Source organism: Phycobacter sedimenti (assembly GCF_038148855.1).
Classification (GTDB): domain Bacteria; phylum Pseudomonadota; class Alphaproteobacteria; order Rhodobacterales; family Rhodobacteraceae; genus Phycobacter; species Phycobacter sedimenti.
In genome coordinates this window covers 203,526-230,031 of record NZ_JBBVGR010000002.1, presented here as the reverse complement: position 1 = coordinate 230,031, position 26,506 = coordinate 203,526, and the positions used below count along the sequence as shown (strand labels likewise).

The window sequence follows — 26,506 nt, the reverse complement described above, 5'->3', positions numbered from 1 at the left end:
TGACGCAGAAACGCACCGCCCGGCCGCCGGTAAGCCCGTGCCACGGCCAACTGCAGTCAGCGTGGTGCGGGCAGTGTGCGCCGCCATCGATCGATATGTGCCGGGGGACCTTGGAGCGGGTAGCGGGAATCGAACCCGCACCTTAAGCTTGGAAGGCTCTTATGATACCATTTCACCATACCCGCTCAGGGTGAGACGTGATTTAGGTGAAGGCGACAGGGAGGTCAACCACCTTCTTTGCCGCGAAGTCGGCGAATTCACGAAGGACTCAAACCCGCCGTGTCTTAAAGGTTTTTTGCAACCCTGACGCGCTGACCTCTGGCTCATCCACTTGTGCCATGCGATTGCCAAGCCACTGTTTCAGCCGGGCGCCGAGTCATCCGTTCGCGGGCACCTTGCGTACACTGTCCATATGTATTCTGAATGCAGCAGCCGGGCGCGGCGGCGCAAGAACAGTTGAAAGAACGAATGACCATGTCAGCCACACACACGGCCATCCTTGTAGCCCACGGCCAACCTTCGGCTCCCCAGCCCCCCGAAGCAGCTTTGCGGGAGGTGGCCCATGCTGTGGGCACTCATCTTCCGGGCTGGGAGGTACGCTCAGCCACGCTGGCATGCCCCGGTGCCTTGGAAAAGGTCATGGTCGACGGAGCGGTCATCTACCCGTTTTTCATGGCCCGCGGGTGGTTCACCTCCAAGGTTCTTCCTGACCGCTTGAAGGGGCGAAACTACATCATGGCCACCCCGTTTGGCCTTGACCCTGATCTGCCGGGTGTTGCGGCAGGCATGGTGCGCGGAGCGCAGCGCGCCGCAGGCTGGTCAGAACAGCCGCTCAGCCTTCTGCTGGCCGCGCACGGGTCCGCACGTGGACCAAAAGCGGCCGAAGCCGCCGAAGATTTTGCCGCCCGCCTGCGAGACTTGCTGCCGGGTGCAACGATTGAGCCCGCTTATGTCGAGCAAGCTCCCGGCATCGACGAAGCCGCCCGCGCCCTGCCCGCCCAGACGCTGTGTTTGCCGTTTTTCGCCCAAAGCGGTGATCACGTGCGACAGGATATTCCCGAAGCCCTTGCCGAGGCTGCCTTTCAGGGCGCCCTCCTCCCTGTGCTGGGTTCCGCTGAGGGCGTACCCACGCTGATCGCCCGAGCCATCCGGCACACCCTAGGCAAGGACTGACGCCACTTCGCTGTGCGCCCCACGTGACAGAACCTCACCTCCCGGCGTCCGGCTCGGGTACGCCTCAGACCTGACTGCGCCGCCTTTGGCCATTTTCTGACACGGACATTGGGGCAAGCCACTCTTGCCGCGCGCCGCCCCATCACCGGCGCACCCGCTTGTGCATGGCGAATTTACGCTGCTTTACCATTCCTTATTGCAAACCCTGTATCGCTGGACTTCTGCGGGCCAAAGAGATCGCGCTGTCTCTTTCAAAGTCGCCCGTGGTGAAACGACGATCAGGATTGAGAGCACGCAATGGCCAGACCAGAGTGGGTAGATGACCTTGTTGCCAGTCTTACCGGCACCAACCGCGCCGACATTATGGGCGGAAGCACCGGGAACGATACCATCGACGCCGCCCGCGGCGACGACACCGTTGCCGGCGAAGAAGGCGACGATGTCATCGATGGCGGTGCAGGGAATGACGTTCTCTATGGCGACATGGGAGAAGGTTTTGACCAGGGCGTCGATGCCAGCCCACTGCGTCTGGATATCCGAAACATTGAGAGCATCTCGCATGACGGCGGCCTCGGATCCGCCGGGGACAGTGCGATCTTTCGGGACGTGGCCACATTGGCAGACGGCAGCAAGGTCTGGGGCCGCCTTGTTCTGGTTGACAAGGACAATCCCGATCTGCTCGTGAGATTTGGCTATGCCGAGGGGGCAGAGATTCTGCTCGATGGCGATCAGGCCGGAGACCGCGCGACCTTCCGTCTGGAATTCTTCGATCCGGTTACGGGCAATCCAGTCTACCTGAATTCCACGGCGACCTTCAATGACGTCGATGACAACAGCGGTTACGGCGACGCCGAGGCCGTAGTTGTCGACGGCAACAGCTTCACCTCTTTCGGCGTTTCTGCGGACAGTTCTCTGAACACCGCAATCGACGGAAACATGGTGACGGCGACCGGTACCGAAGCGAACATGTACACGGACCAGGATTCCTGGTTTTCTGCGGAGTTCGAGGATCGCTCTGCCATTGAGTTTACCCTGCAGACGCGGGTCGGTCTTTCAGGGTTCACCCTGTCCGGGAATGTGATCGATGATGCGGTTGTCACCGTGATTGATCAGGGCGCGGACACCATTGTCGCCGGTGACGGCAACGACATCGTCTATGGTCAGGGCGGCAATGACGCTCTTTACGGCGACGAAGGCAACGACATGCTGGATGGTGGCGACGGGAACGACCTCATGGAGGGCGGCGTCGGCAATGACACCATGTACGGCGGCGATGGCGGCGACACGATCGCGGGCGGCGAAGGCGATGACTACATCGAGGGTGGCGCGGGCGATGACTATCTGACCACCGGCCTTGGCAACGACACACTGCTCGGCGGTGAAGGCGACGATACGCTGAGGAACTCTGCCGGTGACGACAGCCTTGTCGGTGGCGTCGGCAACGACAGCATCGTTGCTACTGAAGGCAACGACACCTTGGAGGGTGGCGACGGCAACGACACACTTTACGGCGGTGTCGACAACGACTTGCTGGTCGGTGGTGCGGGCGACGACCTGATGTTCGGCGAGGCCGACATGGATGTCTTCCGCATGTCCGACGGCTTTGGCAACGACACCCTATCGGGGGGCGAAGCCGGGGTGGACTATGATACGGTCGACCTGACCCCGGTCACGACAGGCGTTTCGGTGACCTATACCGGCCCCGAGGCCGGTACGATAACGGACGGCACCGACACGATCACCTTCTCCGAAATCGAAGCACTGGATCTGACGAACCAGGCCGACATCGTGGACGCCTCGGCGGATACGGCGGGCGTGGTCATCGATGCGGGTGCCGGCGACGATACCGTCAAGATGGGCGCCGGCGACGATCTCATTACCGGCGGTGCGGGCTATGACAAAGTCGTCCTTACGACTGCCGGAGGCGTTGACACCATCAGCGACTTCGACCTCGGAGACGATGACGCCAACAGCTTTTACAACGATCAGCTGGATGTTTCGGAACTGACCGGCGGCACCGGACCTCTGGGCGCGGTGCGCACCAGCGACGTCGTGGTCAGCGATGACGGTTTCGGGAATGCCCTGCTGACATTCCCAAGCGGGGAAAAGCTTGTGCTGAGCGGCGTGACACCCGCGCAGATGAGCACGCATGAACAGCTCTATGCCGCCGGTATTCCCTGCTTCACGCAGGATGTGATGATCGCGACCAAACGCGGCGCGGTGCCCGCAGGAGAAATCCAGGTCGGAGATCTGCTGCAGACGGCGGACAATGGCTACCAACCCGTCATCTGGGTCGGCAAACGTGACCTGAGCGCAGCAGAACTGGCCTTGCGTCCGCACCTGCGGCCCTATTGCATCGCGCCCAATGGCCTTCTGTCCCCGGAGCGCCCCATGTGGGTTTCCCCGCAGCACCGTTTCATGGTCCATAGCCGCACTTTTGAGCGCGACCTTCCTTTTGGCGAAAGTTTTCTGTCAGCCAAACTGCTGTCGAAGATCGACGGCAAATGCAGACAAAGAACCTCTGCCCCCCATGGCGTGACCTATGTACACCTGATGACCGAGCAGCATGAGGTGATCTTTGCCGAAGGCATCGCGACCGAGACGTTCTGGCCCGGCCCAGAGGCAATCCGGGGACTGTCCGCGGAAAACATGCGCGAGCTGTTCGAGCTCTTCCCGGAGCTGAGCCTTGCGCGCTACCTCACGGGCGACGAAGGACGCGGCCAGGTGCGCAAGACCTACGGAGAACTTGCACGCCTGTCCCTTGGTCGCAGCGATCTGAAAAAGATCCGCGCGGCCTGAGCCACATCTCCCGACATTGCCCATTGCCCAAGACGCCCAGGCCCCCCACCGAGATCTTTGTGCCGCAATACGGCTTGAGATGCTCACAATTCAGCAGCCCATCGCAGCCGCGCTCTTCGCGCGGCCGACGATGACAGCTAATCCGGTGCAGCCTTGAGCGGTCGCGAAGCGCTCAGATCAACACTTGACGGGCGCCCACAGTTCACTTTTCGGGCTGCCGGTATTTCCTGCCAGACTCTTGTGGAATGCCGGATCAAAGCCCACCCATTCGCATTTGGGGTGCGCCGCAACCGCTTTTTCAGCCAGAGCGATACGCTGTGACAGAGCGAGGGACGTGTTCATGGAAGGCTTGTCTGTACCGGGATTGAAGAAAAGGAAAAGAGCGCCGTCAGCGCCCGAACTGTGCTTCATTCCGCCTGTGATCAGCCAGTTGATCGGGGTGCCGTCAACAACAATTTTGGCACCATTACTGCGGGTCTTGTTGAAACCGCCAGCCGACGATTGATCGCTCGATGTTGTTCCGCCGCACGCCGCGAGGAACAGGCACGAAACAAGTGACAACACGCCAATGGATTTCGAGGAAATCGTCATTCAATATCTCCAGCATTTTCGTCAAAAGGTTTTGCTTCAGGCGAAGTGCCAAAGAGCCATACGCCGACACTTTAGCGCCTGGCGTTTTACACCATATGCCGTGCGCGGGCGCCGCGTTCGATGGCAGCTGCGTGCAAACGGTCGATGTTCAGCTCATAGCGGATCTCTTCCAGAAGACGCAGCTCGGTCTCGGCGAGGCTGCCATCGGCCGCCGCAACATCACAAGCCAGCGCGTAGGCGGTTTCGAACAACCGCTCGGGCAGGTTGTCGCGGATCAGGCCAAAAAGCGCATCCAGGCCATCTTCCTGCTCAAAAAGGTCAAACACGGTCTGCGAGATCGTGTTGATCCGGTCGATGTCATAAGCCCCAAAGACCGGCAGCATATTGACGGCCGACTGGATCTTGACCAGCTCGGCCGTTCGGATGTTCTCGTCCGAAGCCGAAATCGCCACCATCAGCGCCACAAGGCAATCTTGCGGGGTCATCGGATGAGGGGCTAGCTCACTCATTGGCGCAACCTTTTCATGGATTTGCATTTGAAACGGACGATAGGCGGGGATTGCGTCAGGCGCAACCACGCCGGTTCACCAAATAGGTCAACACAGCGGTGGATCGCCGCGCAAAAGGGCCATGGACCCCGTTTTTGCAGAGGCTGAGAGGCAGTTCTGCGCCAGTGTTTATTGACTCATGCTGCACCGGCACAATAGAGGGAGAGGCCGGATGCAAGGTGCATGCCGGTTATGCGGATAACCGCCCCCTCGGGGCGACCGATGGAGAACAACATGTCTGAACTGCGCGAAACCGCTCTGACGAGCAAAGCCTGGCCGTTTGAAGAAGCACGTCGCATTCTCAAACGTTACGCCAAGGGCGCGCCGGAGAAGGGCTATGTGCTGTTTGAAACCGGCTATGGCCCCTCGGGCCTGCCCCATATCGGCACCTTTGGCGAGGTTGCCCGCACCACGATGATCAAACGCGCCTTCGAGGTCATCTCGGACATTCCGACGCGGCTGATCTGTTTTTCCGATGACCTGGACGGGATGCGCAAGATCCCCGGCAACGTGCCCAATGCAGACAGTCTGAAGGATCACCTGCAAAAACCGCTGACCTCGGTGCCCGATCCCTTTGGCACGCACGAGAGCTTTGGCGATCACAACAACGCCATGCTGCGCCGCTTCCTCGACACCTTCGGGTTCGAGTATGATTTCTACTCGGCCACCGAATTCTATGGCACCGGCCAGTTCGACGAGATCCTGAAACGCGCCTGCGAAAAGTATGACGAGATCATGGAGGTCATGCTCAAGTCCCTGCGCGAGGAACGCCGCCAGACCTATTCGATCTTCCTGCCGATCCACCCGGAAACGGGGCGGGTTCTCTACGTGCCGATGAAAAAGGTGGATGCGGAAAACCACACCATCACCTTTGACGATGAGGACGGCAAGGAATGGACCCTGCCCGTCACCGGCGGAAATGTGAAACTGCAGTGGAAGCCGGACTTTGGCGCCCGCTGGGCCGCGCTTGAAGTCGATTTCGAGATGTACGGCAAGGATCACAGCACCAATACGCCGATCTATGACGGCATCTGCCGGATCCTCGGCTGGCGCGCACCCGAGCATTTCACTTACGAGCTGTTTCTCGATGAGAACGGCCAGAAGATCTCGAAAACCTCCGGCAACGGCGTGTCGATCGATGAATGGCTGACCTATGCCTCGACCGAGAGTCTGGCCTATTTCATGTACCAGAAGCCCAAGACCGCCAAACGGATGCATTTCGATGTGATCCCCAAGGCGATGGACGAGTACCACCAACAGCTGCGCGCCTACCACGGACAGGACCTGAAGGCGCAGCTCAACAACCCGGTCTGGCATATCCACGGCGGGGACGTACCGCAGTCGATGATGGTGGTGCCCTTCTCGATGCTGCTGAACCTCGCGTCGGTGGCTTCGGCGCATGACAAAGAGACCCTCTGGGGCTTCATCCGCCGCTATGCGCCAGAGGCAACGCCGGAAACGCACCCCGACCTTGATGCTGCGGCGGGTTATGCGGTGAAGTACTACGAGGACTTTGTGGAGCCGGAAAAAGTCTTCCGCGCGCCCAGCGATACCGAACGCGCCGCGCTGGAAGAGTTCCGCGCCAAACTGGCCGCGTTCGACGGCGAGAACACCGGCGAAGCCCTGCAAGGCGTCGTCTTCGAAGTGGGCCGCGAACACTTTGGCAAAGAGAACATGCGCGACTGGTTCAAGGCGCTTTACGAGGTTCTGCTCGGCGCCAGCCAGGGGCCGCGGTTCGGCGGATTTGTCGCCCTCTATGGCGTCGATGAGACCGTTGCATTGATCGACAAGGCGCTGGCCGGGGAGCTTGCCTAGCACGCGGCACACGATCACGAAGCCGTGAGGGACGCCATTTTTGGCGTCCTTTTTTTGACCGCCTCTGGCCCCGCCCTAGGATGAATAGTGGTCGGCAGCGGGAGGGTGCCATGCTGAGGTTCATCAGTGTTTTCTTTTTTCTGGTTGCTTGGGGCTTTCCCGCTGCCGCCACCGAGCAAGGCAGAATCAAGTCCGTAATTGCGGCACAGATTGAGGCCTTTCGCGCAGAGGACTACTCGGCCGCATTCGACCATGCCTCACCCTCGATCCAGAACCTGTTTGGTACAGCCGAGACCTTTGGCGAAATGGTGGAGCGCGGCTATCCGATGGTCCTGAGCCCGGCCGAGGTGCGCTACCTGGGCCTGAGGGAGGTCGCCGGATTGCTGTGGCAGCGTGTGCTCATCCGCGATCGGGACGGGCGTTTGCACCTTCTCGACTATCAAATGGTCGACCGGGGATCGGACTGGAAAATCAACGCCGTACAGATATTGCGCGCGCCGGAGGGCAGCGCCTGATGCACAGGCACCGCGCGCCTGCCTGAGCCACAGTTAATCCAGACGGACTAAACCCTTTTCGCAACAGCGCCCCATGCGCTCCTGCGGCATAGGAAAGGGTTTTCCATGAACAAGGTAATCACCGACGGTTTGCAACTGATGCCTGCGCCATTCGAGGAGGGGCTTGATCAATGGTCCAGCGGCAATGGAACTCCCGGCTCCGACACCTACGACGGAGCCATAAACGCGGCCCTGGTCGCGGCGGATGCGGATTTCGGCGGCTGTCTTGAATTGCAGAAGACCGAAAGCACGCAGCGGCTTCGGTACATGGTGCAAACGCCGATCCTGCCGGGCTGCTACCTGCAGGTAAAGGCGCGGGTAAAGGCGATCAGCGGCGCGCTTCCCAGCGTGCGCATTGCCGGCTGGGCCGGAGACTCCAGCAATGCCCACGTATCTGGCGTTGTCGAAATCGGCAGCAGCACGACCCTGTCATCCTACGGGCGCGTCTTCGAGATCACGGCCATTGTGGGAACCGGCAGCCGCTCTGGCGTTGATATGCCGTGGGGCATCTCGGCCACATATGGCCACCTGGGTCTGGATCTGATCGGCCCCAATGGCGGGGTGGTGCGCATTGACGATATCGAGATCACGGATATTACCAGCGCCTTCCTGCGCGATATGCTCAGCTTGGTGGACGTCACCGACTATGGCGCGATTGGCGATGGCGTACAGGACAACACCGCTGCGTTCGAGGCTGCGGATGCGGCGGCGAACGGTCGCCGACTGCTGGTTCCCGAAGGCAGCTTCCTCCTGGGTAGTACGGTATCACTGGACAGCGATGTGATATTCCAGGGTACCGTCACCATGGCGACCGACAGGATGCTGTTGTTGCGCCGGAACTTCGACTTTCCCTCCTATGCCGCCGCCTTCGGAGACGAGGAGCTGGGCTTCAAAAAGGCCTTTCAGGCACTCCTGAACAACGTGGACCATGAATCCCTTGATCTGAAGGGACGCATGATCTCCGTGACCGCTCCGATCGATATGCAGGCCGCCGTCCCAAATCGCAGTTCCTACGCAACACGCCGCGTTATTCGCAACGGGCAATTCTCGGCGGTGGGCGGCGCGGCCTGGGATACCGATGTCGTGACCTCGCAGGCGACCTACAGCACGGGCGACTCGCGCAAGCTGACCAATGTCAGCAATATCGCCAATATTCCGGTCGGGGCTCTGGTCGAGGGCAGCGGGGTCGGACGCGAAGTCTATGTGCGCGAAAAGAATACCGGCGCGGGTGAGCTCACGCTCAGCAAGCCGCTGTTCGATGCGGTCGGCACGCAGAATTTCACCTTCCGGGACTTCAAGTACATGCTGGATTTCTCAGGGTTCAGTCAGCTTAGCAAATTCGGCATGACCGAGATCGAGGTTCAGTGCAATTCTCACTCCAGCGCGATCCGTCTTGCCCTCTCTGGGACGGTCTTCAGCCTTGATCACTGCTTTGTCTCGCGCCCCAAGGATCGGGGGATCACCTCGATTGGAACCGGCTGTCAGGGCATACTGGTGGACAATTGCCAGTTCCTGTCCGCAGAAGAGCCGCTGGACGTTTCAAGCCGCAGCAGCATTGCACTCAACGCCAACGCCAACGATGCAAAACTGCGCAACAACCGCGCCACCAAGTTCCGCCACTTTGCCCTGCTGGCGGGCGGCAACAACACCGTCACGGGGAACCACTTCTTTCAGGGAGACGAGGTCGCCAATGGGGTGCGCACTGCGGGCCTTGTGCTGACCGAGAACTACAACGCCTCCACCGTGTCGGACAATTACATCGACAACTGCTTTGTCGAATGGACCAACGAGTACGATCCAACCCCGGACTTCACCGGCGGGTTTTCCTTCAGCGCCCTGTCCATAACAGACAATGTGTTCCTCTCCGGCGATGTCGCCCCCTGGTTCAGCTATATCGTAGTCAAGCCCTACGGGACGGGTCACTTCCTGAACGGGATCACCGTTTCCGGCAACAAGTTCCGCTCGATCAATGGATCCATTGACCGGGTCGAGCGGGTCGATACCAGCTTTGCGGATCTTGATTTCAGCCGCACGAGGATGGTGTTTTTTGAGGGCAACACCTACCACAATGTGACGCATGGCGCCGCCAGCCCCTTGCGGCTCGAACATGTCCAAGGCAGCGCGGCCACATCATGGACCGTTGCAACGGATCTGCAACTGCCGTTTGAGGGGCGCGCCCGCAAGGTTGACGCGGTCACGGCCATTGGCCCCATACGCACTGCAGGCGGCAGCACGCGCTATGCCACGCCTTATGTGGAAGTGGAGCAAGGCAGCAATCGCGATCAGATCAGATTGCGCTGGCAGGAAGCCTTGAGAGGCGAAGTGCAAGTGATCGTCCGAGTGGACCGTTAGAGGAACCTCATCGGCTGCGCAGCCCCGAGTTCAGCCGGGTTGGGACAAATCCGCGGGGGTCAGGTGAAAGGCTTTGCCAAATCCCCCGTTCAGATATCCGGCCTCGACAGTGAAGCGGACAAAGGAAAAGTCCACAAAACCGATATAGAGCTTTGCCTTGGGGTGCGTGCGCAAATAGTGATCAGCCAGCGCGGCATGCTCTTCGCCGGAATTCGGCACGAAATGCGCCCTGCCCTGCAGGCTGATCCTGGGATGCGTCAACGGATCGCCCCGATCACCAGGCTCGCCGACCATGAGTGAACATGCCGGGTTCGCCCCGAGGGCCCGCGTATGGGCCGCGAGGCCCGAGATCAAACTGACAGGCTGCCCCTGCGGGCACAGCCCGAATGCCACCCGTGTGACCAGCGGATATCCCGTCTGGTCAATGACACCCAAAGCCGCAAAACGGGCCTGCGCCATCAGGTCCCGCGCCAGTTGGCGGGCATCTTCATCGGTTGGACGGATGGGATCGCTCATGTTCGACCTGGATGTCTCTGGCAGCTCAGAACCTATGCCACAGGGCAAGCCGCAGGCCAAGACTGCGCTGGCCCGCCTCCTTGTATTCCAACCCGGCAACGACAGCCTGATGCTCGCTGACCTCGTAGCGCAGGCTTGGTATCACAGCATATACGAGCGGTTCCCCAGACCTTTTGGACGTTTCAATCTGAAGCATGGGTGAAAGAGTTCCTGCTCTATTCCACCCGATCGTTGCATCCAGTTTCCATGTTGGATCATCTGCACCATGGCGGAGTTCATACGTTGCATCGGCAGAGACCCAGCCGCTGCCGCGCTCGGTCTGAAAGCTATGCCCGGCCGACAGGGTCACGCGGTACATAGCTTTCCATGTCCCCCGCTGATGCGCCCCACCCCCAGAGACGGAAAGGGCCACCGGAAAAGCGCTGTATCGCATCGCAAGCGGTATCCGCGCAAACAGGAGCGCATGCCCCGAAACGCGATCATTCTGGTTCAGATCCACTCCAAGGGTGACCCGGTCCGACCAACCATATTCGCCAAAATAATTCAGCTCATGGCGCCACTTGTCTGTTTCTGCTTGGCGTATGGTTGCACTGGCGGATGCAAACCCCTGCCCCGCGCCTTGCATCCATGGCCCAGCCCGAAGTGGTGTGGCAAGAGACACAGCCAACAGAATAAGCGGTATGCCAGGTCGCAAGTCCAAGGCTCTTGGTTGAGTGAAAAATATGACCGCCACCTTTGCGTGTTTTCGGCGCAAACTCAACCGCCCCAAAAGAAATCTACCCATTTTCTTTGGAACCATCGTAGGCTCGCCTTACCGCAAAGCGCGCAAGGGAGGAGATAATGCTCAACATTTCCACATCAGGCGAGGTGCAAACCGTCATTACGACATTCGAAACGATGCCCGGGACATGCCAGGACTTGCTGGATGCGCTGACCGATGCCTATGAAAGCTACATCTCCCGCCAACAAGGCTTCATTGCTGCCGGCCTGCACGTGAACGATGCCCAGACCCGGATCGCGAACTACTCACAATGGCAAAGGCGAGAGGACTTCATGCAGATGTTGCGCACCGCTGAAATGCGCGAACGCAATCGTCACATCAGCTCCCTGTGCCGCAGTTTCGAGCCGGTGATGTATGAGGTCGCCGCGACCTTTGGCGACTGAAAAGAAGAAATACTGATTTGGATCAAGGCTCGGCAATCGCGCGCCTTGCATCTTGAGGACAAAAACCGAACGACTGGAGGACACCATGTATCACAATATTCTAGTGCCGATTTCCTTTGATCCTGACCGCGACATCACTGCGCCGCTGAAACTGGCGAAGCTGCTGGCAACGCCAGAGGCCACGATCACGCTTTTGCATGTGGTAGAACAGATCCCGTCCTACGCGATCTCCTACATGCCGGCCGACTACATGGCAGAGGCCCGTCAGGCCATCGAGAGCGAACTGTCCGCCCTTGCCGATACGCTGCCCAATGCCAAGGGGCTGGTGATCGAGGGGCACTCAGGCAGGTCCATCCTGGACTGGGCGGATCAGAACAAGCCGGACCTGATCATTGTCGCGTCCCACCGCCCCGGAATGCAGGATCTCCTGCTCGGCTCCACCGCCGCGCAAGTGGTCCGCCATGCGAAATGCGCGGTACATGTCGTGCGCTAGTAAACGCACAGGCAGAACGTCAGTTTCCGGCAAGACACGTGCCGCAGTTGACCCACTGATAAAGATCGCAGGGCCCCAAGGATTGGGGCCTTGCGGGTTTTGCCCTCGCCTTAACCAGCGGTCCGGAGGTCGGCGACACCGATCAGGCGCTTCCGCTGGTCTGAGCCTGACTTGACTGGCGCAATCACAAGAGAAAAAGTCGAAAACGACAGAGCAGCGCTCCGATTTTGGGTGTCTTAATCGGCGAATAACGCCAGTCTTAGGCGAGTCTTGCACCCCAACGGAACCATTCGTGCATGAAAAAACCAGGGCTTGATGCAACAGATATCCGCATTCTGAGCGCGGTTCAGCAGCATGGGCAGTTGAGCAAGGCCAAGCTGGCCGAACTGGTAAACCTGTCGCCAATCCCCTGCTGGGCGCGCCTGGATAGGCTGAAGGCGGCTGGTTACATTCGCGGGTATCACGCGGAACTGGTCCTTGAGCGTATCGTGGATTTCACCCAAGTCATCGTCACGATCTCGCTCACGCATCATCGCAAGACAGACTTCGAGCGCTTCGAGGCCTATATTCGCAACCTTGATGAAGTCACGGATTGCGTGTCGACAGGCGGCGGCATGGACTACGTGATGAAGACGGCAACGCCAAGCCTTGCAGCCTTTCAGACCCTGATGGATGACATGCTATCTGCTGAACTCGGGATCGATCGCTACCTGACCTATATCGCAACACGTCAGATCAAGACGAGTCGGCCAAATCTGGCAAAACTTGTCGCAAATAGACCATGAAAAACAGACGAGGTCCGAACGGTCTGAAAACGGATCGGTCTTTGGACCAATCAGTCCAAAGACCGAGATATTTTCAGACCAACACTATGTGATTTTCCACTCTAAATCGTCCGCAGGTTTCAACACGTACCGGCCAGTCAGGCCACCTGCTACAAGGGCGAAAACATGACGCAGACAGACGACTTTGGCTTCGGCACCCAAATCCGCAAATCTCCCTACTTCGACGCGACAGTGCGTTGGGGCGCTAAGGCTTTCTCTGTTTATAATCATATGTATATCCCCCGAGATTTCGGTGATCCGGAGCAGAACTTCTGGAACCTGGTGAACGAGGCGATCCTCTGTGACGTGGCTGTTGAGCGCCAGGTCGAAGTCACCGGCCCGGACGCGGCCCAATTCATTCAGATGCTGACCTGCCGTGATCTGTCCAAGTTGGCCGTCGGCCAGTGCAAGTACATCCTGATCACCAATGCCGAAGGCGGCATTCTGAACGATCCGATCCTGCTGCGCCTTGCCGAAAACCACTTCTGGATTTCCCTCGCCGACAGCGACATCTTGCTTTGGGCGCAGGGTGTGGCGGTGAACTCGGGCCTTGATGTCCAGATCACCGAACCGGACGTCTCTCCGCTCCAGCTTCAGGGCCCGAACTCCGGGAAGATCATGGCTGAGCTGTTTGGCGAAGACATTCTGAACCTCAAGTACTATTGGCTCCGCGAGGTCGAACTGGATGGCATTCCGCTCATCGTCTCCCGCACTGGCTGGTCAAGCGAGCTGGGCTATGAACTCTATCTGCGTGACGGCTCCAAAGGCGATCAACTCTGGGAGCGCATCATGGCGGCGGGTATGGACCACGGGCTGAAGCCGGGGCACACCTCCTCGATCCGCCGTATCGAAGGCGGCATGCTGTCCTATCACGCAGACGCGGACATCCACACCAACCCGTTTGAGCTGGGCCTTGACCGCCTCGTCAATCTGGACATGGAGGCCGAGTTCATCGGCAAGGCCGCGCTGCGCCGCATCAAGGAGCAAGGCGCCAAGCGCAAACAGATCGGCCTGGTGATTGACTGCGACCCTCTCTCTGCTCCCAACACGACGTTCTGGAAAATCAATCAGGAGGGCCGGGAAATCGGCAAGGTCACCTCGGCCGTCTATTCGCCGCGCCTTGAAAAGAACATCGCCCTGGCCCTGGTGGATGCAGATGCTGTCGTGCTCGGCTCCGAGGTCGAAGTGGTTACGCTTTCGGGTCCGACCAAAGCGATCGTCGTCGAACGCCCCTTCTACGACCCAAAGAAGCAGATCGCGGCGGCCTGAGGCCTCGCATCCTGAGCGGCGCGCGCTGTGCCTCGGCGCGTGTCCCCTCTCTGCCTTTCGGAACAAGAGACCCATGTTTATGTCAGAACTTTCCATCGAGCTGCACTGGCAGCGCGCCGGGCAGGCATTGCAATCCGGTCAGTATTCAAACGAACACACCGTGCAATTCAACAGCCGCGCGCGCCGCAGAAATCGGTCTTGTGAACCGCGTGGTCAGCGAGGACGCACTGCAAGAGGCCACCGGCGAAATGGCGGACAAGACCGCTTCCAAGTCCAACATGACGTCGGCGACAGGCAAGCGTGCCTTTTATACGCAGCGCGAAATGCCTCTGACAGAGGCCTATGCCTAAGCCAGACAGGTGATGGTGGACAACATGCTGGCACAGGGTGCCCAAGAGGGCATCGGTGCCTTCATCGAGAAGCGCGCGCCTCAGTGGCAGGATGCCCGAGCCATGATCATGACCCCCTGCAACACGGATCTGGACTGCAATCCTGCGAACCATCAGCCGCTGACCCCGCTCACCTTTCTTGAGCGGGCAGCCACCGTTTTGCCGGGTCATACGGCGATCATTCATGGCGGTTTGCGTCGCAGCTATGCGGAGTTTTAGGCGCGATCCGGGCGGCTGGCTTCGGCACTGGCCCGGCGTGGGCTCGGGCGCGGCGATATGGTGTCAGCCCAGCTTCCCAACACGCCGACCGTGCTGGAATACCATTAGGGCGTACCCTTCTGCGGCGGGATCCTGCACTCGATCAACTACAGCTCCGGCACCACTGGGGCCCCCAAGCGCTTGGTTTCACATCACCGCGGCGCCTACTTTCTGGCACAGGGCAATGCGCTGACCACCTACATGCGCAAACACGCGGTCGACCTGTGGACGCTGCCCCATGCTTCATTGAAACGGCTGGCCGACATGAAAACCGCAGGCTTTGATGTCATCCATCTTTGCGGGCTGACCGAAACCTACGGACCAGCCGTCATAGACGACTGGCACGACAGCAGGTTTTCCTACCAGGCGAGGAACTGACCCGCCTCAAATCGCGCCAGTACATGCACTATCTGCCCCGCGAAGGGCTGGACGTGCTTGATCCAGAGACCATGCAGCCGGTCCCGAAGGACGGCAAAACGATGGGTGAGGTCATGTTCCGCGACCATGTTGCGATGAAAGGGTATTTCCGCAACCCGGCGGCCACCAAAAAGGCTTTTGAGGGCGGATGGTTCCACGCGGGTGAATTGGGGGAGAAACACCCCGACGGCCATATCCAGCTCAAGGCTCGCTCCAAGGATATCATCACTTCAACTGGCGAGAACATTTCCTCCGTCGAGGTGGAGAATGTCCTTTGCAGCCACCCCTCGGTAGAGATTACAGCCGTGGTTGCCATGCCTCATGAAAAATGCCTCCCTAATCCTTGATCCAGCCTTCCGAGGGGCACGAGATCGATACAGCGGCATTGCGGGCCTGGTGCGGCGACCGACTGGCTGCCTACAAAGCTCCGGGACGGTTTATGTTAACAAGCACCCCAAGATCCTCTGCGGGGCAAGATCCAGGAGTTCGCCCTGCGTGAACATGCAAAGAGACTGAAGGAACAGCCTTGAGCCTGCACGCAGCCATCGCCGTCAGGCTTCTGGGATGTGTCGGAATGCGATTCCGACGCCTGTTAACGAGGACACCAGCCGCAAATCCGTTAAAGGCGTCAATCGCCTAACGGCTGAGGTCCAGTGCGCCCATGATATGCGGTCAGCGACGCCCTGATGCGACGCAGGTTTTCCGTTGTGCGCTCCGGCAGATTCTGCGCGACGCTCATGGCAATGGCGTCAATGATCACCAGGAAGGCATAGCGCGATGCCGTCGGCTTGTGCACGTCAGGATCCTCCGGAAGATCCACGGCGACCGCAGCTTTTGCCGTTGCCGCCAAGCGGCTGTCGCTCTTTGTAATGGCGACGGTTGCCGCGCCGTAGCCGTTGGCGATTTCAGCCGCGCTCAGAACCTCTCCAGCCTCTCCACTTGCAGAGATCAACAAGAGCGCATCACCTGCCTCAAGCGTTGCGGCACGCATCTGGAGCAAATAGCTATCCGAGATGGCAACCGCCGGAATGCCAAGCCGAAACAATCGGTTCGCAGTCTCACTCGCCAGCATGGAGGAGCCTCCACCGAGGCCACCGACCACGACGGAGCGCGCTCCGGTCAGAATATCTGCCACGTCCGACACATCCGCATCGGACACCTGTTTTCGCATGATATTCAAGGTCGCCGACAACGCACCGACGATCTGGTCGATATTGCCCGTGTCAGGCGAGCGCACCTGCCCGGGATCGACGACCAGATACTGCAAGCTGACGGCCAGGTTCTGCGCAAGACGTATCTTGAATTCACGAAATCCATCGCTTCCCATGGACCGGCAGAAGCGCACAACCGTCGGCGTACTCACCTCGCATGCGGCCGCCAGCTCTGCAATCGTCATGGAGCTGATCGTTTCAAGATGATCAAGAACATAAGCGGCGACCTTCTTTTCGCGCGCCGGAAGGTCATTGAACCGACCCTTGAGGTTTGAGATCAGATCGATGGCTGCAGGTGTGCGTTGGGCAGTTTGATCGTTCGGTTCGTTTGTCATGTGTCCCCCATACCCATTTCGTAACTGAGCTACATTATTCGGTCAAGACAAAGCCATATCGCGCAAAGTTTTGACCATTTTTGTAACTTAGTGACATTTTTAACTTGACGAACCACCAGATTCGCCACCAAATTCTACTTGAGTTTCATTGAGGAGGATGAATTGCTCATTCACGTTGTAACTAGGCTCAGCAACCGGATCAATCGCGCGACCGAAGCCATTGTCGCGGCACTGATGGTCGCCTTGGTCGTTGACGTGTGGATCGGCGTCATCGACCGGTACTGGTTCCATTGGCAACTGCCATGGCCAGAAGCCCTCGCACGGTATCTCATGATTTGGGCCGCCATGCTTGCCGTTTCATCGGGCATCGCAAGGCGTGAACACATCGGACTGACGTCCTTTCTGATGGCGCTTCCTGCCCGGGTCAGGCATGCGATCTTGATTGCGATCGACCTGATGGCGATTGCGCTTTTTGGATATGTGCTCTGGTTTGGTATCGGCTTTGCACAGACCGGCGCCACCCGTCAGGCCATGATTTTTGGCGCAACGCTCGAGCCGTTCTTCTGGGCAATTCCGGTCGCTGCCTTCCTGGCCGTCCTCCAACTCATACTCGTCGTAATCCGGGATCGCGGAACGCAACTGGATCGACAGGAGGCAGAGATATGATTGTTGCCCTCATTTTTGTCGGGCTGATCCTGTTTGGAATGCCCATTGGTTTTGCCATCGGAATGGCCGGAGTGGCTGGCTTGATCAGTATCGGGGGAACCAATTTCCTCGCCATCGGGCCAAGCAAGATCTTCAATGGCCTCAATATCTTCCCTTTTCTCGCCATGCCGTTCTTCATCCTGGCTGGTGAAGTGATGAACGGGATCGGCATCACCGATCGCCTTGTGAAACTGGCGCAGGTTCTCGTCGGCAGATTTCGCGGCGGCCTTGCCCACACCAATATGCTGGCATCCGTCTTCTTCGCAGGGCTGACAGGATCCGCCACCGCAGACGCGGCCGCTTTTGGCCGGACACTGGTCCCCGCGATGGTCAAAGAAGGATACAGACGTGACTATGCCTGCGCCGTAACCGCAGCGGGCTCCATCATCGGGCCGACCATTCCACCTTCCGGTCTTATGGTCGTCTACGGCTCTTTGATGGGCGTATCGATCGGCGGGCTGTTCGCCGCAGGGATCCTGCCCGGCCTGGTGATTTGCCTGGTCTGCATGGCAATCATCGTGATCGGCGGGAAGCGCGAGAACCTGCCCAAGGCCGCACGCGGCGCAACTCTGCGGGAAGTCTGGGATACGCTTCTGTCTTCGATCACCGCGCTTCTCATGCCGCTGATCATTCTGGGCGGCATTCTTGGCGGGATCGTCACCCCGACCGAAGCTGCATCCATTGCCGTTGCCTATGCACTGTTTATCGGGGTCTTTGTCTATCGCACGCTGACCCTGCCCGATTTCTACGGCATGCTGGTCCGCACCGCCCGGATCACCGGGGTCATATTTGTCATCATCGCCTTTGCCGGGATCCTCGGCTGGTGGATGAGCTTTGAGCGCATCCCGCAGGCGATTGCCTCAACGGTTCTGAACATCTCGGACAATCCGGTGGCCGTGATTGCGATCATCATCGGTGTCCTTCTGGTCGTCGGCATGGTCATGGACATCACCGCGATCCTGATCATCCTGGCCCCGGTCCTGGTCCCACTCACTGAACAAATCGGGATGGAGCCGATCCACGCAGGCATCATCTTTGTCCTGGCGCTCAATATTTCGCTGATGACGCCCCCGGTAGGTGCCTGCCTGTTCGTTCTGTCTTCGGTCACCGGCGAAAAGCTGGAGCGGATTTCGATCAAGCTGGCACCGTTCCTGATCGCAGAACTGGCAATCCTTTTTCTCTTCGCATTCTGGGAGGACGCCGCACTCTTGCTGCCGCGCGCCTTCGGATTTGCCCAATAGGGCACTCGTCTTCAAACCAACAGGAGGAGAACATGAAGACATTTACCAAAGGCCTTTTGGCAACTGCTGTGGCCGCGCTGACCGCAACATCCGCGCTGGCGGGAGGCGGGGTCATCCGGTTCGGACATGACAACAAAACCGATCCTTTTGAAAACCCGGCCCACGCCTGTACTGCCGTGTTTTCCAACATCGTGGCGGCAGACACCAACGGCAGCGTAACGGTCGAAGTGTTTGGCTCGAACCAGCTGGGTTCGGCTGCGGAGCACGTCCAGCAGCTTCGCGATGGCGTGATCCAGGCCACCCTGACATCAACCGGCGCGCTGGCGAGCTATTATCCGCGCATCGACGTTCTGAACCTGCCGTTCGCCTTTGCCAACAACGCATCGACATACGAAGTGTTTGATGGCCCCTTCGGTGAAGCGCTGGCCGCAGATATCGAGGAAACGCTCGGTGATGTGGTTGTTCTTGGCTTTCCGGACACAGGCGGGTTCTTCGCCGTGACCAATTCGCAGCGCCCGATTGCCGAACTGAAAGACTTCGACGGCATCCGGATCCGCACCATGACCTTGCCGTCCCACCAGACCATCGTGCAGGCCCTTGGCGCAGAGGCCTATCCGCTCAGCTGGGGTGAAGTCTACTCCGGTCTGCAAACCGGCGTCATCGACGGGCAAATGAACCCGGTGCCGATCATCTCTTTTGCGAATTTCGCGGAAGTTCAGCAGTACATGACGCTGACCAATCACCTGTTCTCTCCTTACACCTTCATGGTGAACCGCGCCTTCTTTGAAGGCTTGAGCGAGAGCGAGCAGGCAACCCTGCGCGTGGCAGCCGAAAACTGCGTCACGGCAAGCCGCGGTTTGTCCCGCATTATCGAAGCCTCTGATCGCGGCCTGGCGGGCTTGATGGATCAAATCAAGGTGACCGCGCTCACCGGAGAGCAGCGCGCTGCAATGGCTGCAGCGACGCAGCCCGCATTTGATGCCCATGTTGCTGAGAACCTCGACGCCAAAGCCTCTGAGCTGTTGGGCATGTTCAAGGCTGAGGTCGAAGCCGCAAACGCCGACAGCTACCTGGACTGACGCAAAACGGCCGGGGGCGCATGTCTCGCCCCCGGCCCATGAATAACAAATGGACGAACCGATGCGTGTTTTCTGTGCTTCTCTGGCGACTGAAACCAATACCTTTTCTCCGCTCAGAACGGACTTTACTGACTTTGAGCAGAGCTTTTATGCAGCGCCCGGCCAGCACCCGGAAACGCCAACCCTGTGCAGCGCGGTTTTCCCGGCTTTGCGCGCGCGCGCTACTCTGGGCGAGATAGAATTGATCGAGGGCACGGCGACCTGGGCGGAACCCGGCGGCCTGTTGAGCAACAGAACGTGGGTGCGGCTGCGTGACGAAGTGCTTGCACAATTGCAGGCTGCCCTGCCCCTGGACGCGGCGATCTTTGGGCTGCACGGCGCGATGATCGCTGATGGCTGCCTGGATTGTGAAGGGGAATTGCTTGCACAGGCGCGCAAGATCGTGGGGCCGGACTGCAAGATCGGAGCGAGTTTCGACCCCCACTCCCATCTGAGCGCCAAGCGGGTTGAAAACGCAGATATAATCACGGTGTTCAAGGAATTCCCCCATACCGATTTTGTCGAAGCAGGCGAGGCTTGTGTCGACCTGACGCTGCGCGCCGCGCGGGGAGAGATCCGCCCGGACATACAGGTTTTTGATGTTCGGATGATGGACGTTCTCCCCACCAGCATCCAGCCCATGCGCGGCTTCGTTGACCGCATGAAACAGATTGAAGCGCGCGGCGAGGCGCTTTCTGTCTCTGCCATTCACGGCTTTATGGCCGGGGACTCTCCCGATCTTGGTGCCAAGATCATCGTGGTAACGGACAATACCCCGGCTCAAGGCGCTGCGCTTGCCAGAAACCTCGGGACGGAGCTTTTCAGCTTCCGGGGGCGCGCCACACCTGAATTCCTGTCTCCAGAGCAAGCTCTCGACAGAGCGGATGTGATGGAAAACGGCCCGGTTGTCATTGCCGATGTCTGGGACAACCCCGGCGGCGGCGTTGCCGGCGATTCAACCATCCTGCTGCAACACGCCTTGGACATGAACATCAAGGGAGCCGCTCTGGGTACCATCTGGGATCCGATGGCCGTTCGCCTGTGTTTCGCCGCCGGTGAAGGCGCAGAACTGGATCTGCGCTTTGGCGGCAAAACATCCGCCCATGCAGGACAACCCATCGATGCAAAGGTGAAAGTCACCCGGCTGGTACGCGATGCGGTGCAAAGCTTTGGAACATCGGTTGTTCCCCTTGGGGACAGCGCGGCAATCCGGCTTGGCGATCTAGATATCGTTCTGAACTCCAACAGAAGCCAGGCGTTCTCGCCCGACCTCTTCACCAATCTCGGCATTGATGTGGCGTCCAAGCGCATCCTGATCGTGAAATCGACCAACCATTTCCACGGGGCTTTTGCACCTGTGGCTAGTCATATCCTCTACGCGGCCGTCGATGGGCCATACCCCAACAACCCGCGCAAGACACCCTATCAGCATCTGACACGCGCGATCTGGCCGATCGCTGAGCATCCGCACGAAGAGGAGCTGGCATAGTGTTTCCGACGCTTGATACGCCCTCGGTCCTTGTCGATCTGGATATTGCAAAGGCCAACATCCGCAAGTTTCAGGACTATTGCGACAGGCACGGGCTGAAGCTGCGCCCACATATCAAGACGCACAAACTCCCCTCTTTGGCGAAATACCAGATAGAGCAAGGCGCAATTGGCATCACCTGTCAAAAGATCTCCGAAGCCGAAGCGATGATCGCGGAAGGCGGGATTGAGGACGTCCTGATCACCTACAACATTCTGGGTGCGCACAAGACGAAACGCCTGCGCGACCTTGCAGCACGGGTCAGGCTAAGCGTCGTGGTCGACAACATGGAGACCATCCGGGGCTTGCGCGCCGCCTTTCAGGATGCCCGTGCCCCACTGAACGTTCTTGTCGAATGCAACACGGGCGCCGACCGGTGCGGGGTGGCAGAGCCCAAGGACGTTCTGGACCTTGCCAAGGCAATCTCAGCGTCCCCCGGCCTGCGTTTCAAGGGCCTCATGACCTATCCGCCAACAGGCAAGGCAGATCACGTCACGTCCTGGATCGCTGACGCCATTGACGCGCTGAACGCAGAGGGGTGTCCGGCAGAGGTCATTTCTTCGGGCGGATCACCTGATATGTGGCGAGCCCATGAAATGCAATTGGCCACCGAATACCGGATCGGCACCTATGTGTATAATGATCGCTCCCTGCTCGCGCGGGGCACCTGCACGCAAAGCGATTGCGCCCTCACCGTTCTGGCAACAGTGGTATCCGTTCCGTCAGAAACCCGCGCGATCATTGATGCCGGCTCAAAGGTTCTGACCTCGGATCTTTTGGGGCTGGACGGCTATGGCCAGATCGTGGGGCGAGACGATCTAACGATCGACCAGCTCAGCGAAGAACATGGCCGCATCGTAAGCAACGGGCCAATCGGGCTGTCTGTGGGCGACAGGCTCCACATCATTCCAAACCACGCCTGCGTCGTTGCCAATATGCTTGACCATGTCGAGCTGATCGAAAACGGCACCCCTGCCGGTCCCGCACAAATCGCAGCACGCGGATTGGTCTGGTGATCACCAAAGGCGGCAAGGGACGCTCCTTCACAGCGGTCACCGGTGAAACCTGCACGGACAACACATCGGTTCGCGCGCTCAAGACTATTGCGAAAGGCATTGCAAATGCTTGATCACAGCACTCTTCCAGGCATTCCGGTGCTTGCGGTCCTCAGGGGAATCACACCGGATGAAATCCTTCCCATCGCGGACAGCCTGATCACCGCAGGAATACGTCGCATCGAAGTCACGTTGAATTCGCCGGGTGCCCTTGCCTCCATCCAGTCGCTGGTCACGGCATGGCCGCAAGATGTGCTGATTGGTGCGGGCACCGTGCTGAACGCGCAGGAGGTTGCGCGCCTGTCGGATATCGGCTGTCACCTTGTCGTATCTCCGAACTTCTCGGCTGAGGTCGTGCGAGCCACAAAAGCGGCAGACATGTTGTCATGTCCGGGCGTCTTCACGCCGAGCGAAGCGTTTTCTGCACTGTCTGAAGGCGCGGATCTCCTCAAGTATTTCCCAGCCGAGCTGAATGGCCCTGCCGCGATCACAGCATGGCGTGCTGTGCTCCCAGATGGCACGCCCATTATTGCAACGGGCGGCACGAATGCGGAAACACTCTCAAGCTGGCTTTCCTCAAACGTGGACATGATTGGCGTCGGCAGCGCGTTGTTCACCCCCGGAGACACCTGCGCGGCGGTCGCGCTCAAGGCAAAGAGGCTCGCCGACGCCTTTGCAGAGTTCGAGGCACGGCATGGCTGATATTCTGTGCCTTGGCGAACCACTCATCGAATTCAATCAACAAGACGACGGCCTGTTCCTTCAGGGGTTCGGCGGAGACATTTCCAATGTCGCGATTTCTGCCGCGCGGCAGGGCGCGCAGGCCGGAATTCTCACCCAACTTGGAAGTGACACGTTTGGTGATCAGTTCATCGAGCTTTGGCAGTCTGAAAGCGTCATCACCCGCCATGTCGCGCGCAAGCAGGAAGGAGAAACTGGCCTTTACTTCGTGACCCATGACGATGACGGCCATCACTTTACCTATCGCAGACGGTCCTCCGCCGCGCGTGAATACAATACCGGGCTGTTACCGATACAAGCTCTGAACGACTGCCAGATATTCTATGCGTCAGGCATCAGTCTTGCGATCAGCCAGACATCCCGGGACGCCGTGGTCACCGCAGCGAAATGCGCCCGGGAGGCTGGCAATAGCTTTGCTTTCGATCCGAACCTCAGAACCGCCCTCTGGCCGCTCGAAGAAGCCCGTCACGTGACCCATGAGGTCATGCAGCACTGTGATATCGCATTGCCTGGTTTGGATGATGCGCGACAGCTCACAGGGCTGGACGATCCACATGAGATACTGCGCTTCTATCACGATATGGGCGCCAGAACGGTCGCGCTCACCATGGGCAGCTCAGGTGTCATCACGTCCGATGCTAGTGGCACACACCTGTGCAGCCCCCTGCGCGTCGATGCCGTCGACGCAACGGGCGCAGGCGACTGCTTCAACGGGGCGTTTCTGGCAGCCTTGTTGCGCGGGATGCCTCCGGCCGATGCGACACATTGGGCGAATACAGCAGCTGCATTGTCCACCTGCGGCTTTGGTGCGGTCGCCCCTATTCCGACCCTCTCTCAAACCGAAAACCAACTAAAGGAACCAGGAGATCCCTATGACAATTGGACGTATTGGCGCTGAACGTACCGGTGCAGGCGGACAGTCCCTTCCATTTTCGCCAGCTGTGCGCGCCGGGGATTTTGTTTTCATCTCGGGGCAAGTCGCCATGAAGGAAAATGGAGAAATCGAACCCGGTGGCATCGAGGCTCAGACCAAGCGCACGATGGAAAACGTGATTGCGGTGCTCGAAAAAGCGGGCTGCACCTTGGAAGATGTTGCAAAGGTCAACGTGTGGCTGGACGACCCCCGCGATTTCTGGACCTTCAACCGGGTCTATGCCGACTATTTCCCGAATGGCGCTCCGGCGCGTTCGACAGTGCGTTCGCAGCTGATGGTGGATGCCAAGATCGAGATTGATGTCACGGCATACAAACCCCTCTAGCGAGCCTCGCACATGATTGCGAACGAGCGCTATGGCCCGCTCGTTCGCCACTGGCCCTTCCCCACCAAAGCAATCTTTCGCAGCATTTTGGCGAGTGGGGTTCACACAGGGCAAGCAAGCTCTCCTTAGCCCCGGCATGTAACGTTTGGATGCGATCTGACTCACTAGAGGCTCTACCGCTGGGTCACCAGAACCGGAGCACACAGCCTGGTTCGAAGCAGCAACGGCGACCCAATCTGAGCTTTGACAGTCATGAGACTCGGATCATCGTGGCTATGTGTCCCACCTTGAGTCGCACAGGGCCGCAAAGCTCATAACCATATGATTCAGAATGAAATGGAGGCGAGTACCGGAATCGAACCGGTGTACACGGATTTGCAATCCGCTGCGTCACCACTCCGCCAACTCGCCGCCGACTGTGAACACTCGTGTTCGTGGTGTGGCGCCGGAAGTATCGCGATTCAGAACCAAGCACAAGACCAAACATGCGATGGATGCTCCGCCCAATGATGGGCGGAACAGGATTGGTTCGCCCCTAGCTCTTGAGTTTGAAGCGTTGGATCTTGCCCGTCTCGGTCTTTGGCAAAGCCTTGGTGAAAACCACCGATCGCGGGTACTTGTAGGGCGCGATCGTCGCCTTCACGTGATCCTGCAAGAGCTTGGTCAAGGCCTCTGACGGCACCTCGCCTGCAGACAGCACCACATGCGCCTCGACGATCTGACCGCGTGCCTCATCAGGCGCTCCGATCACGGCGCATTCCGCAACCGCATCATGGGCCAGAAGAGCCGCTTCGACCTCAGGGCCCGCAATATTGTAGCCGGAGGAGATGATCATATCGTCATTGCGGGCGGCGAAATGCAGATAACCCCCTTCGTCCATCATGAAGCTGTCACCGGTCACGTTCCAGCCGTCCTGCACGTATGTCGCCTGACGGTCGTCCGCCATGTAGCGGCAACCGGTCGGCCCCTTGACCGCAAGGCGACCGATTTCTCCGCGCGGAGCCTCATTGCCCGCGCTGTCAAGCACCCGCACCTGATAGCCCGATACCGGCTTGCCCGTGCAGGCGGGTTTATGATCGTCGAACCTGTTGGAGATGAAGATATGCAGCATCTCGGTCGCGCCGATCCCATCGAGCATTGGCTTGCCGGTCTTTTCCATCCATTCCGCATAGACCGGCGCTGGCAGCGTCTCTCCGGCCGAAACTGCAGCCCGCAGGGAGGACAGATCAGCCCCCTCCTCCATCGCGCGCAGCATCACGCGGTAGGCTGTGGGTGCGGTAAAACAGACGGTCGCCTTGTACTTCTCGATGATCTCAATCAGGTTTGGCGGCGAGGCATTCTCCAGCAGAGTCGCCGCCGCGCCAAAGCGCAGCGGAAAGATCGCAAGACCGCCGAGGCCAAAGGTAAAGGCCAGCGGCGGAGAGCCGACAAAAGTGTCCTCTGGCTGCACATCCAGCACTTCGCGTGCATAACCGTCCGCAATGATCAGCAGATCGCGGTGAAAATGCATCGTGGCCTTGGGCGATCCTGTGGTGCCAGATGTAAAACCCAAGAGCGCCACATCATCGCGCCCGGTTTTCACCGCCTCATAGGTTACGGGCTTTTCCAGCGCCAGCCGGTCAAGCTCTGCATCATGGTTCGAGGTGCCATCAAACCCCACCACAGATGTCAGGAACTCCGATGTTTTGGCGCAGGAGACCAGTTCATCCATCAGACGCGTATCGCACAGGGCATGAGTGATCTCTGCCTTGTCGACGATGGCCGCCAGCTCTCCGGCGCGCAGCATGGGCATGGTGTTGACCACCACCGCGCCCGCCTTGGTGGCGGCCAGCCAGCAGGCCACCATGGCCGGGTTGTTGGCCGAGCGGATCAACACCCGGTTGCCCGGTTTGACGCCCAGATCCTCGGTCATTACGTTGGCAAGGCGGTTGGTCCAGTCCGCCAGCTCCTTGTAGGTGCGGCGGCGTCCGTTGCCGATCAGGGCGGTGTGGTCTCCAAACCCCTTGTCGACCATGGCATCGGTCAGCTCGACCGCCGCATTCAGGTGCTCCGGGTAGTCAAACCCATCCAGCAGGAACTCGGGCCATTGATCCGCTGACGGCAAGTTGTCCCGCGTGAAGGTATCGATATGTGCTGTCGGTCCCAGCATGC

24 protein-coding genes, 2 tRNA genes and 1 pseudogene are annotated in these 26,506 nt (G+C 59.2%); 19 read left to right on the top strand and 8 right to left on the bottom strand.

The features are described 5' to 3' along the window. Window positions 1-111 precede the first annotated feature (111 nt). Window positions 112-185: transfer RNA gene (locus AADA15_RS04165), tRNA-Gly, on the bottom strand. Window positions 186-468: 283 nt separating this feature from the next. Between AADA15_RS04165 and AADA15_RS04160 the strand changes: the two genes are divergently transcribed. Then, window positions 469-1,173, top strand: coding sequence for a CbiX/SirB N-terminal domain-containing protein (locus AADA15_RS04160; RefSeq protein WP_341640287.1), 705 nt, complete (start codon window positions 469-471; stop codon window positions 1,171-1,173). A 297-nt stretch (window positions 1,174-1,470) separates the two neighbouring features. Continuing rightward, window positions 1,471-3,972 carry a Hint domain-containing protein gene (locus AADA15_RS04155; RefSeq protein WP_341640286.1) on the top strand — a complete coding sequence of 834 codons (2,502 nt, stop codon included), beginning with the start codon at window positions 1,471-1,473 and terminating at the stop codon, window positions 3,970-3,972. 177 nt (window positions 3,973-4,149) lie between these two features. Here AADA15_RS04155 and AADA15_RS04150 read toward each other — a convergent pair whose 3' ends face one another. Further along, entirely contained in the window at window positions 4,150-4,563 is a 414-nt protein-coding gene (locus AADA15_RS04150) for a hypothetical protein (protein ID WP_341640285.1), read from the bottom strand. 86 nt (window positions 4,564-4,649) lie between these two features. Further along, the gene (locus tag AADA15_RS04145; protein ID WP_341640284.1) at window positions 4,650-5,072 is read right to left on the bottom strand and encodes a tellurite resistance TerB family protein; all 423 of its coding nucleotides are present in this window, start codon (window positions 5,070-5,072) and stop codon (window positions 4,650-4,652) included. Between the two features lie 273 nt (window positions 5,073-5,345). On the opposite strand from AADA15_RS04145, the gene AADA15_RS04140 reads away from it, so the two are divergent. The 3 genes from AADA15_RS04140 to AADA15_RS04130 all read left to right on the top strand — a co-directional run bounded on the left by AADA15_RS04140 (window position 5,346) and on the right by AADA15_RS04130 (window position 9,832). Next, entirely contained in the window at window positions 5,346-6,926 is a 1,581-nt protein-coding gene (locus AADA15_RS04140; RefSeq protein ID WP_341640283.1) for a lysine--tRNA ligase, read from the top strand. 110 nt (window positions 6,927-7,036) lie between these two features. Further along, window positions 7,037-7,441: a DUF4864 domain-containing protein gene (locus AADA15_RS04135; RefSeq protein WP_341640282.1), complete on the top strand. Its 405-nt coding sequence runs from the start codon at window positions 7,037-7,039 to the stop codon at window positions 7,439-7,441. A gap of 105 nt (window positions 7,442-7,546) precedes the next feature. Further along, window positions 7,547-9,832, top strand: coding sequence for a glycosyl hydrolase family 28-related protein (locus tag AADA15_RS04130; protein ID WP_341640281.1), 2,286 nt, complete (start codon window positions 7,547-7,549; stop codon window positions 9,830-9,832). Window positions 9,833-9,862: 30 nt separating this feature from the next. Here AADA15_RS04130 and AADA15_RS04125 read toward each other — a convergent pair whose 3' ends face one another. Next, complete coding sequence (locus tag AADA15_RS04125; protein ID WP_341640280.1) at window positions 9,863-10,348, bottom strand: HugZ family pyridoxamine 5'-phosphate oxidase; 486 nt, start codon at window positions 10,346-10,348, stop codon at window positions 9,863-9,865. A gap of 25 nt (window positions 10,349-10,373) precedes the next feature. Then, window positions 10,374-11,147, bottom strand: a complete 774-nt coding sequence (locus tag AADA15_RS04120; protein WP_341640279.1) for a hypothetical protein — start codon at window positions 11,145-11,147, stop codon at window positions 10,374-10,376. 41 nt (window positions 11,148-11,188) lie between these two features. Here AADA15_RS04120 and AADA15_RS04115 point away from each other — a divergent pair, with 41 nt between their 5' ends. The 6 genes and pseudogenes from AADA15_RS04115 (at window position 11,189) to AADA15_RS04090 (ending at window position 15,692) form a co-directional block, all read left to right on the top strand. After that, on the top strand, window positions 11,189-11,512 hold the full coding sequence (locus tag AADA15_RS04115) for an antibiotic biosynthesis monooxygenase family protein (RefSeq protein ID WP_341640278.1): 324 nt from the start codon (window positions 11,189-11,191) through the stop codon (window positions 11,510-11,512). A gap of 85 nt (window positions 11,513-11,597) precedes the next feature. Further along, window positions 11,598-12,005, top strand: a complete 408-nt coding sequence (locus AADA15_RS04110) for a universal stress protein (RefSeq protein WP_341640277.1) — start codon at window positions 11,598-11,600, stop codon at window positions 12,003-12,005. A gap of 296 nt (window positions 12,006-12,301) precedes the next feature. Next, a complete protein-coding gene (locus AADA15_RS04105; protein WP_341640276.1) occupies window positions 12,302-12,790 on the top strand; it encodes an Lrp/AsnC family transcriptional regulator in 489 nt (162 codons plus the stop codon). 165 nt (window positions 12,791-12,955) lie between these two features. After that, entirely contained in the window at window positions 12,956-14,098 is a 1,143-nt protein-coding gene (locus tag AADA15_RS04100) for a glycine cleavage T C-terminal barrel domain-containing protein (protein ID WP_341640275.1), read from the top strand. A 200-nt stretch (window positions 14,099-14,298) separates the two neighbouring features. After that, a complete protein-coding gene (locus AADA15_RS04095; RefSeq protein ID WP_341640274.1) occupies window positions 14,299-14,448 on the top strand; it encodes a hypothetical protein in 150 nt (49 codons plus the stop codon). Window positions 14,449-14,550: 102 nt separating this feature from the next. Then, window positions 14,551-15,692: pseudogene (locus tag AADA15_RS04090) on the top strand (AMP-binding protein). 98 nt (window positions 15,693-15,790) lie between these two features. Here the strand turns inward: AADA15_RS04090 and AADA15_RS04085 are convergent. Continuing rightward, a complete protein-coding gene (locus tag AADA15_RS04085) occupies window positions 15,791-16,708 on the bottom strand; it encodes a MurR/RpiR family transcriptional regulator (RefSeq protein WP_341640273.1) in 918 nt (305 codons plus the stop codon). Window positions 16,709-16,870: 162 nt separating this feature from the next. Here AADA15_RS04085 and AADA15_RS04080 point away from each other — a divergent pair, with 162 nt between their 5' ends. The 8 genes from AADA15_RS04080 (at window position 16,871) to AADA15_RS04045 (ending at window position 24,355) form a co-directional block, all read left to right on the top strand. Continuing rightward, window positions 16,871-17,374, top strand: coding sequence for a TRAP transporter small permease (locus tag AADA15_RS04080; protein ID WP_341640272.1), 504 nt, complete (start codon window positions 16,871-16,873; stop codon window positions 17,372-17,374). After that, window positions 17,371-18,654 (top strand): TRAP transporter large permease, encoded by a 1,284-nt coding sequence (locus AADA15_RS04075; protein ID WP_341640271.1) that lies wholly within the window; start codon window positions 17,371-17,373, stop codon window positions 18,652-18,654. The genes AADA15_RS04080 and AADA15_RS04075 overlap by 4 nt, the downstream gene beginning before the upstream one ends. A gap of 32 nt (window positions 18,655-18,686) precedes the next feature. Beyond that, window positions 18,687-19,733: a TRAP transporter substrate-binding protein gene (locus AADA15_RS04070; RefSeq protein WP_341640270.1), complete on the top strand. Its 1,047-nt coding sequence runs from the start codon at window positions 18,687-18,689 to the stop codon at window positions 19,731-19,733. A 61-nt stretch (window positions 19,734-19,794) separates the two neighbouring features. Further along, window positions 19,795-21,261 (top strand): M81 family metallopeptidase, encoded by a 1,467-nt coding sequence (locus tag AADA15_RS04065; RefSeq protein WP_341640573.1) that lies wholly within the window; start codon window positions 19,795-19,797, stop codon window positions 21,259-21,261. Continuing rightward, complete coding sequence (locus AADA15_RS04060) at window positions 21,261-22,316, top strand: D-TA family PLP-dependent enzyme (RefSeq protein WP_341640269.1); 1,056 nt, start codon at window positions 21,261-21,263, stop codon at window positions 22,314-22,316. Before AADA15_RS04065 ends, AADA15_RS04060 begins: the two co-directional genes overlap by 1 nt. Before the next feature lie 105 nt (window positions 22,317-22,421). Continuing rightward, complete coding sequence (locus AADA15_RS04055) at window positions 22,422-23,057, top strand: 2-dehydro-3-deoxy-6-phosphogalactonate aldolase (RefSeq protein ID WP_341640268.1); 636 nt, start codon at window positions 22,422-22,424, stop codon at window positions 23,055-23,057. After that, window positions 23,050-23,994, top strand: coding sequence for a sugar kinase (locus AADA15_RS04050; protein WP_341640267.1), 945 nt, complete (start codon window positions 23,050-23,052; stop codon window positions 23,992-23,994). Before AADA15_RS04055 ends, AADA15_RS04050 begins: the two co-directional genes overlap by 8 nt. Then, a complete protein-coding gene (locus tag AADA15_RS04045) occupies window positions 23,969-24,355 on the top strand; it encodes a RidA family protein (RefSeq protein ID WP_341640266.1) in 387 nt (128 codons plus the stop codon). Before AADA15_RS04050 ends, AADA15_RS04045 begins: the two co-directional genes overlap by 26 nt. A 337-nt stretch (window positions 24,356-24,692) precedes the next feature. On the opposite strand, the gene AADA15_RS04040 is transcribed toward AADA15_RS04045, so the two are convergent. Both AADA15_RS04040 and AADA15_RS04035 read right to left on the bottom strand, forming a co-directional pair. Continuing rightward, window positions 24,693-24,766, bottom strand: a tRNA-Cys gene (locus AADA15_RS04040). Between the two features lie 124 nt (window positions 24,767-24,890). After that, window positions 24,891-26,504, bottom strand: a complete 1,614-nt coding sequence (locus AADA15_RS04035) for an AMP-binding protein (protein ID WP_341640265.1) — start codon at window positions 26,502-26,504, stop codon at window positions 24,891-24,893. Window positions 26,505-26,506: the final 2 nt, after the last annotated feature.

What these genes read in the sequence shown, in the direction of transcription:
- AADA15_RS04160 (WP_341640287.1), top strand. Translation starts at nt 469, where the DNA reads ATGACCATGTCAGCCACACACACGGCCATCCTTGTAGCCCACGGCCAA.
- AADA15_RS04155 (WP_341640286.1), top strand. Translation starts at nt 1,471, where the DNA reads ATGGCCAGACCAGAGTGGGTAGATGACCTTGTTGCCAGTCTTACCGGC.
- AADA15_RS04150 (WP_341640285.1), bottom strand. Translation starts at nt 4,563, where the DNA reads ATGACGATTTCCTCGAAATCCATTGGCGTGTTGTCACTTGTTTCGTGC.
- AADA15_RS04145 (WP_341640284.1), bottom strand. Translation starts at nt 5,072, where the DNA reads ATGAGTGAGCTAGCCCCTCATCCGATGACCCCGCAAGATTGCCTTGTG.
- AADA15_RS04140 (WP_341640283.1), top strand. Translation starts at nt 5,346, where the DNA reads ATGTCTGAACTGCGCGAAACCGCTCTGACGAGCAAAGCCTGGCCGTTT.
- AADA15_RS04135 (WP_341640282.1), top strand. Translation starts at nt 7,037, where the DNA reads ATGCTGAGGTTCATCAGTGTTTTCTTTTTTCTGGTTGCTTGGGGCTTT.
- AADA15_RS04130 (WP_341640281.1), top strand. Translation starts at nt 7,547, where the DNA reads ATGAACAAGGTAATCACCGACGGTTTGCAACTGATGCCTGCGCCATTC.
- AADA15_RS04125 (WP_341640280.1), bottom strand. Translation starts at nt 10,348, where the DNA reads ATGAGCGATCCCATCCGTCCAACCGATGAAGATGCCCGCCAACTGGCG.
- AADA15_RS04120 (WP_341640279.1), bottom strand. Translation starts at nt 11,147, where the DNA reads ATGGTTCCAAAGAAAATGGGTAGATTTCTTTTGGGGCGGTTGAGTTTG.
- AADA15_RS04115 (WP_341640278.1), top strand. Translation starts at nt 11,189, where the DNA reads ATGCTCAACATTTCCACATCAGGCGAGGTGCAAACCGTCATTACGACA.
- AADA15_RS04110 (WP_341640277.1), top strand. Translation starts at nt 11,598, where the DNA reads ATGTATCACAATATTCTAGTGCCGATTTCCTTTGATCCTGACCGCGAC.
- AADA15_RS04105 (WP_341640276.1), top strand. Translation starts at nt 12,302, where the DNA reads ATGAAAAAACCAGGGCTTGATGCAACAGATATCCGCATTCTGAGCGCG.
- AADA15_RS04100 (WP_341640275.1), top strand. Translation starts at nt 12,956, where the DNA reads ATGACGCAGACAGACGACTTTGGCTTCGGCACCCAAATCCGCAAATCT.
- AADA15_RS04085 (WP_341640273.1), bottom strand. Translation starts at nt 16,708, where the DNA reads ATGACAAACGAACCGAACGATCAAACTGCCCAACGCACACCTGCAGCC.
- AADA15_RS04075 (WP_341640271.1), top strand. Translation starts at nt 17,371, where the DNA reads ATGATTGTTGCCCTCATTTTTGTCGGGCTGATCCTGTTTGGAATGCCC.
- AADA15_RS04070 (WP_341640270.1), top strand. Translation starts at nt 18,687, where the DNA reads ATGAAGACATTTACCAAAGGCCTTTTGGCAACTGCTGTGGCCGCGCTG.
- AADA15_RS04065 (WP_341640573.1), top strand. Translation starts at nt 19,795, where the DNA reads ATGCGTGTTTTCTGTGCTTCTCTGGCGACTGAAACCAATACCTTTTCT.
- AADA15_RS04055 (WP_341640268.1), top strand. Translation starts at nt 22,422, where the DNA reads ATGCTTGATCACAGCACTCTTCCAGGCATTCCGGTGCTTGCGGTCCTC.
- AADA15_RS04050 (WP_341640267.1), top strand. Translation starts at nt 23,050, where the DNA reads ATGGCTGATATTCTGTGCCTTGGCGAACCACTCATCGAATTCAATCAA.
- AADA15_RS04045 (WP_341640266.1), top strand. Translation starts at nt 23,969, where the DNA reads ATGACAATTGGACGTATTGGCGCTGAACGTACCGGTGCAGGCGGACAG.
- AADA15_RS04035 (WP_341640265.1), bottom strand. Translation starts at nt 26,504, where the DNA reads ATGCTGGGACCGACAGCACATATCGATACCTTCACGCGGGACAACTTG.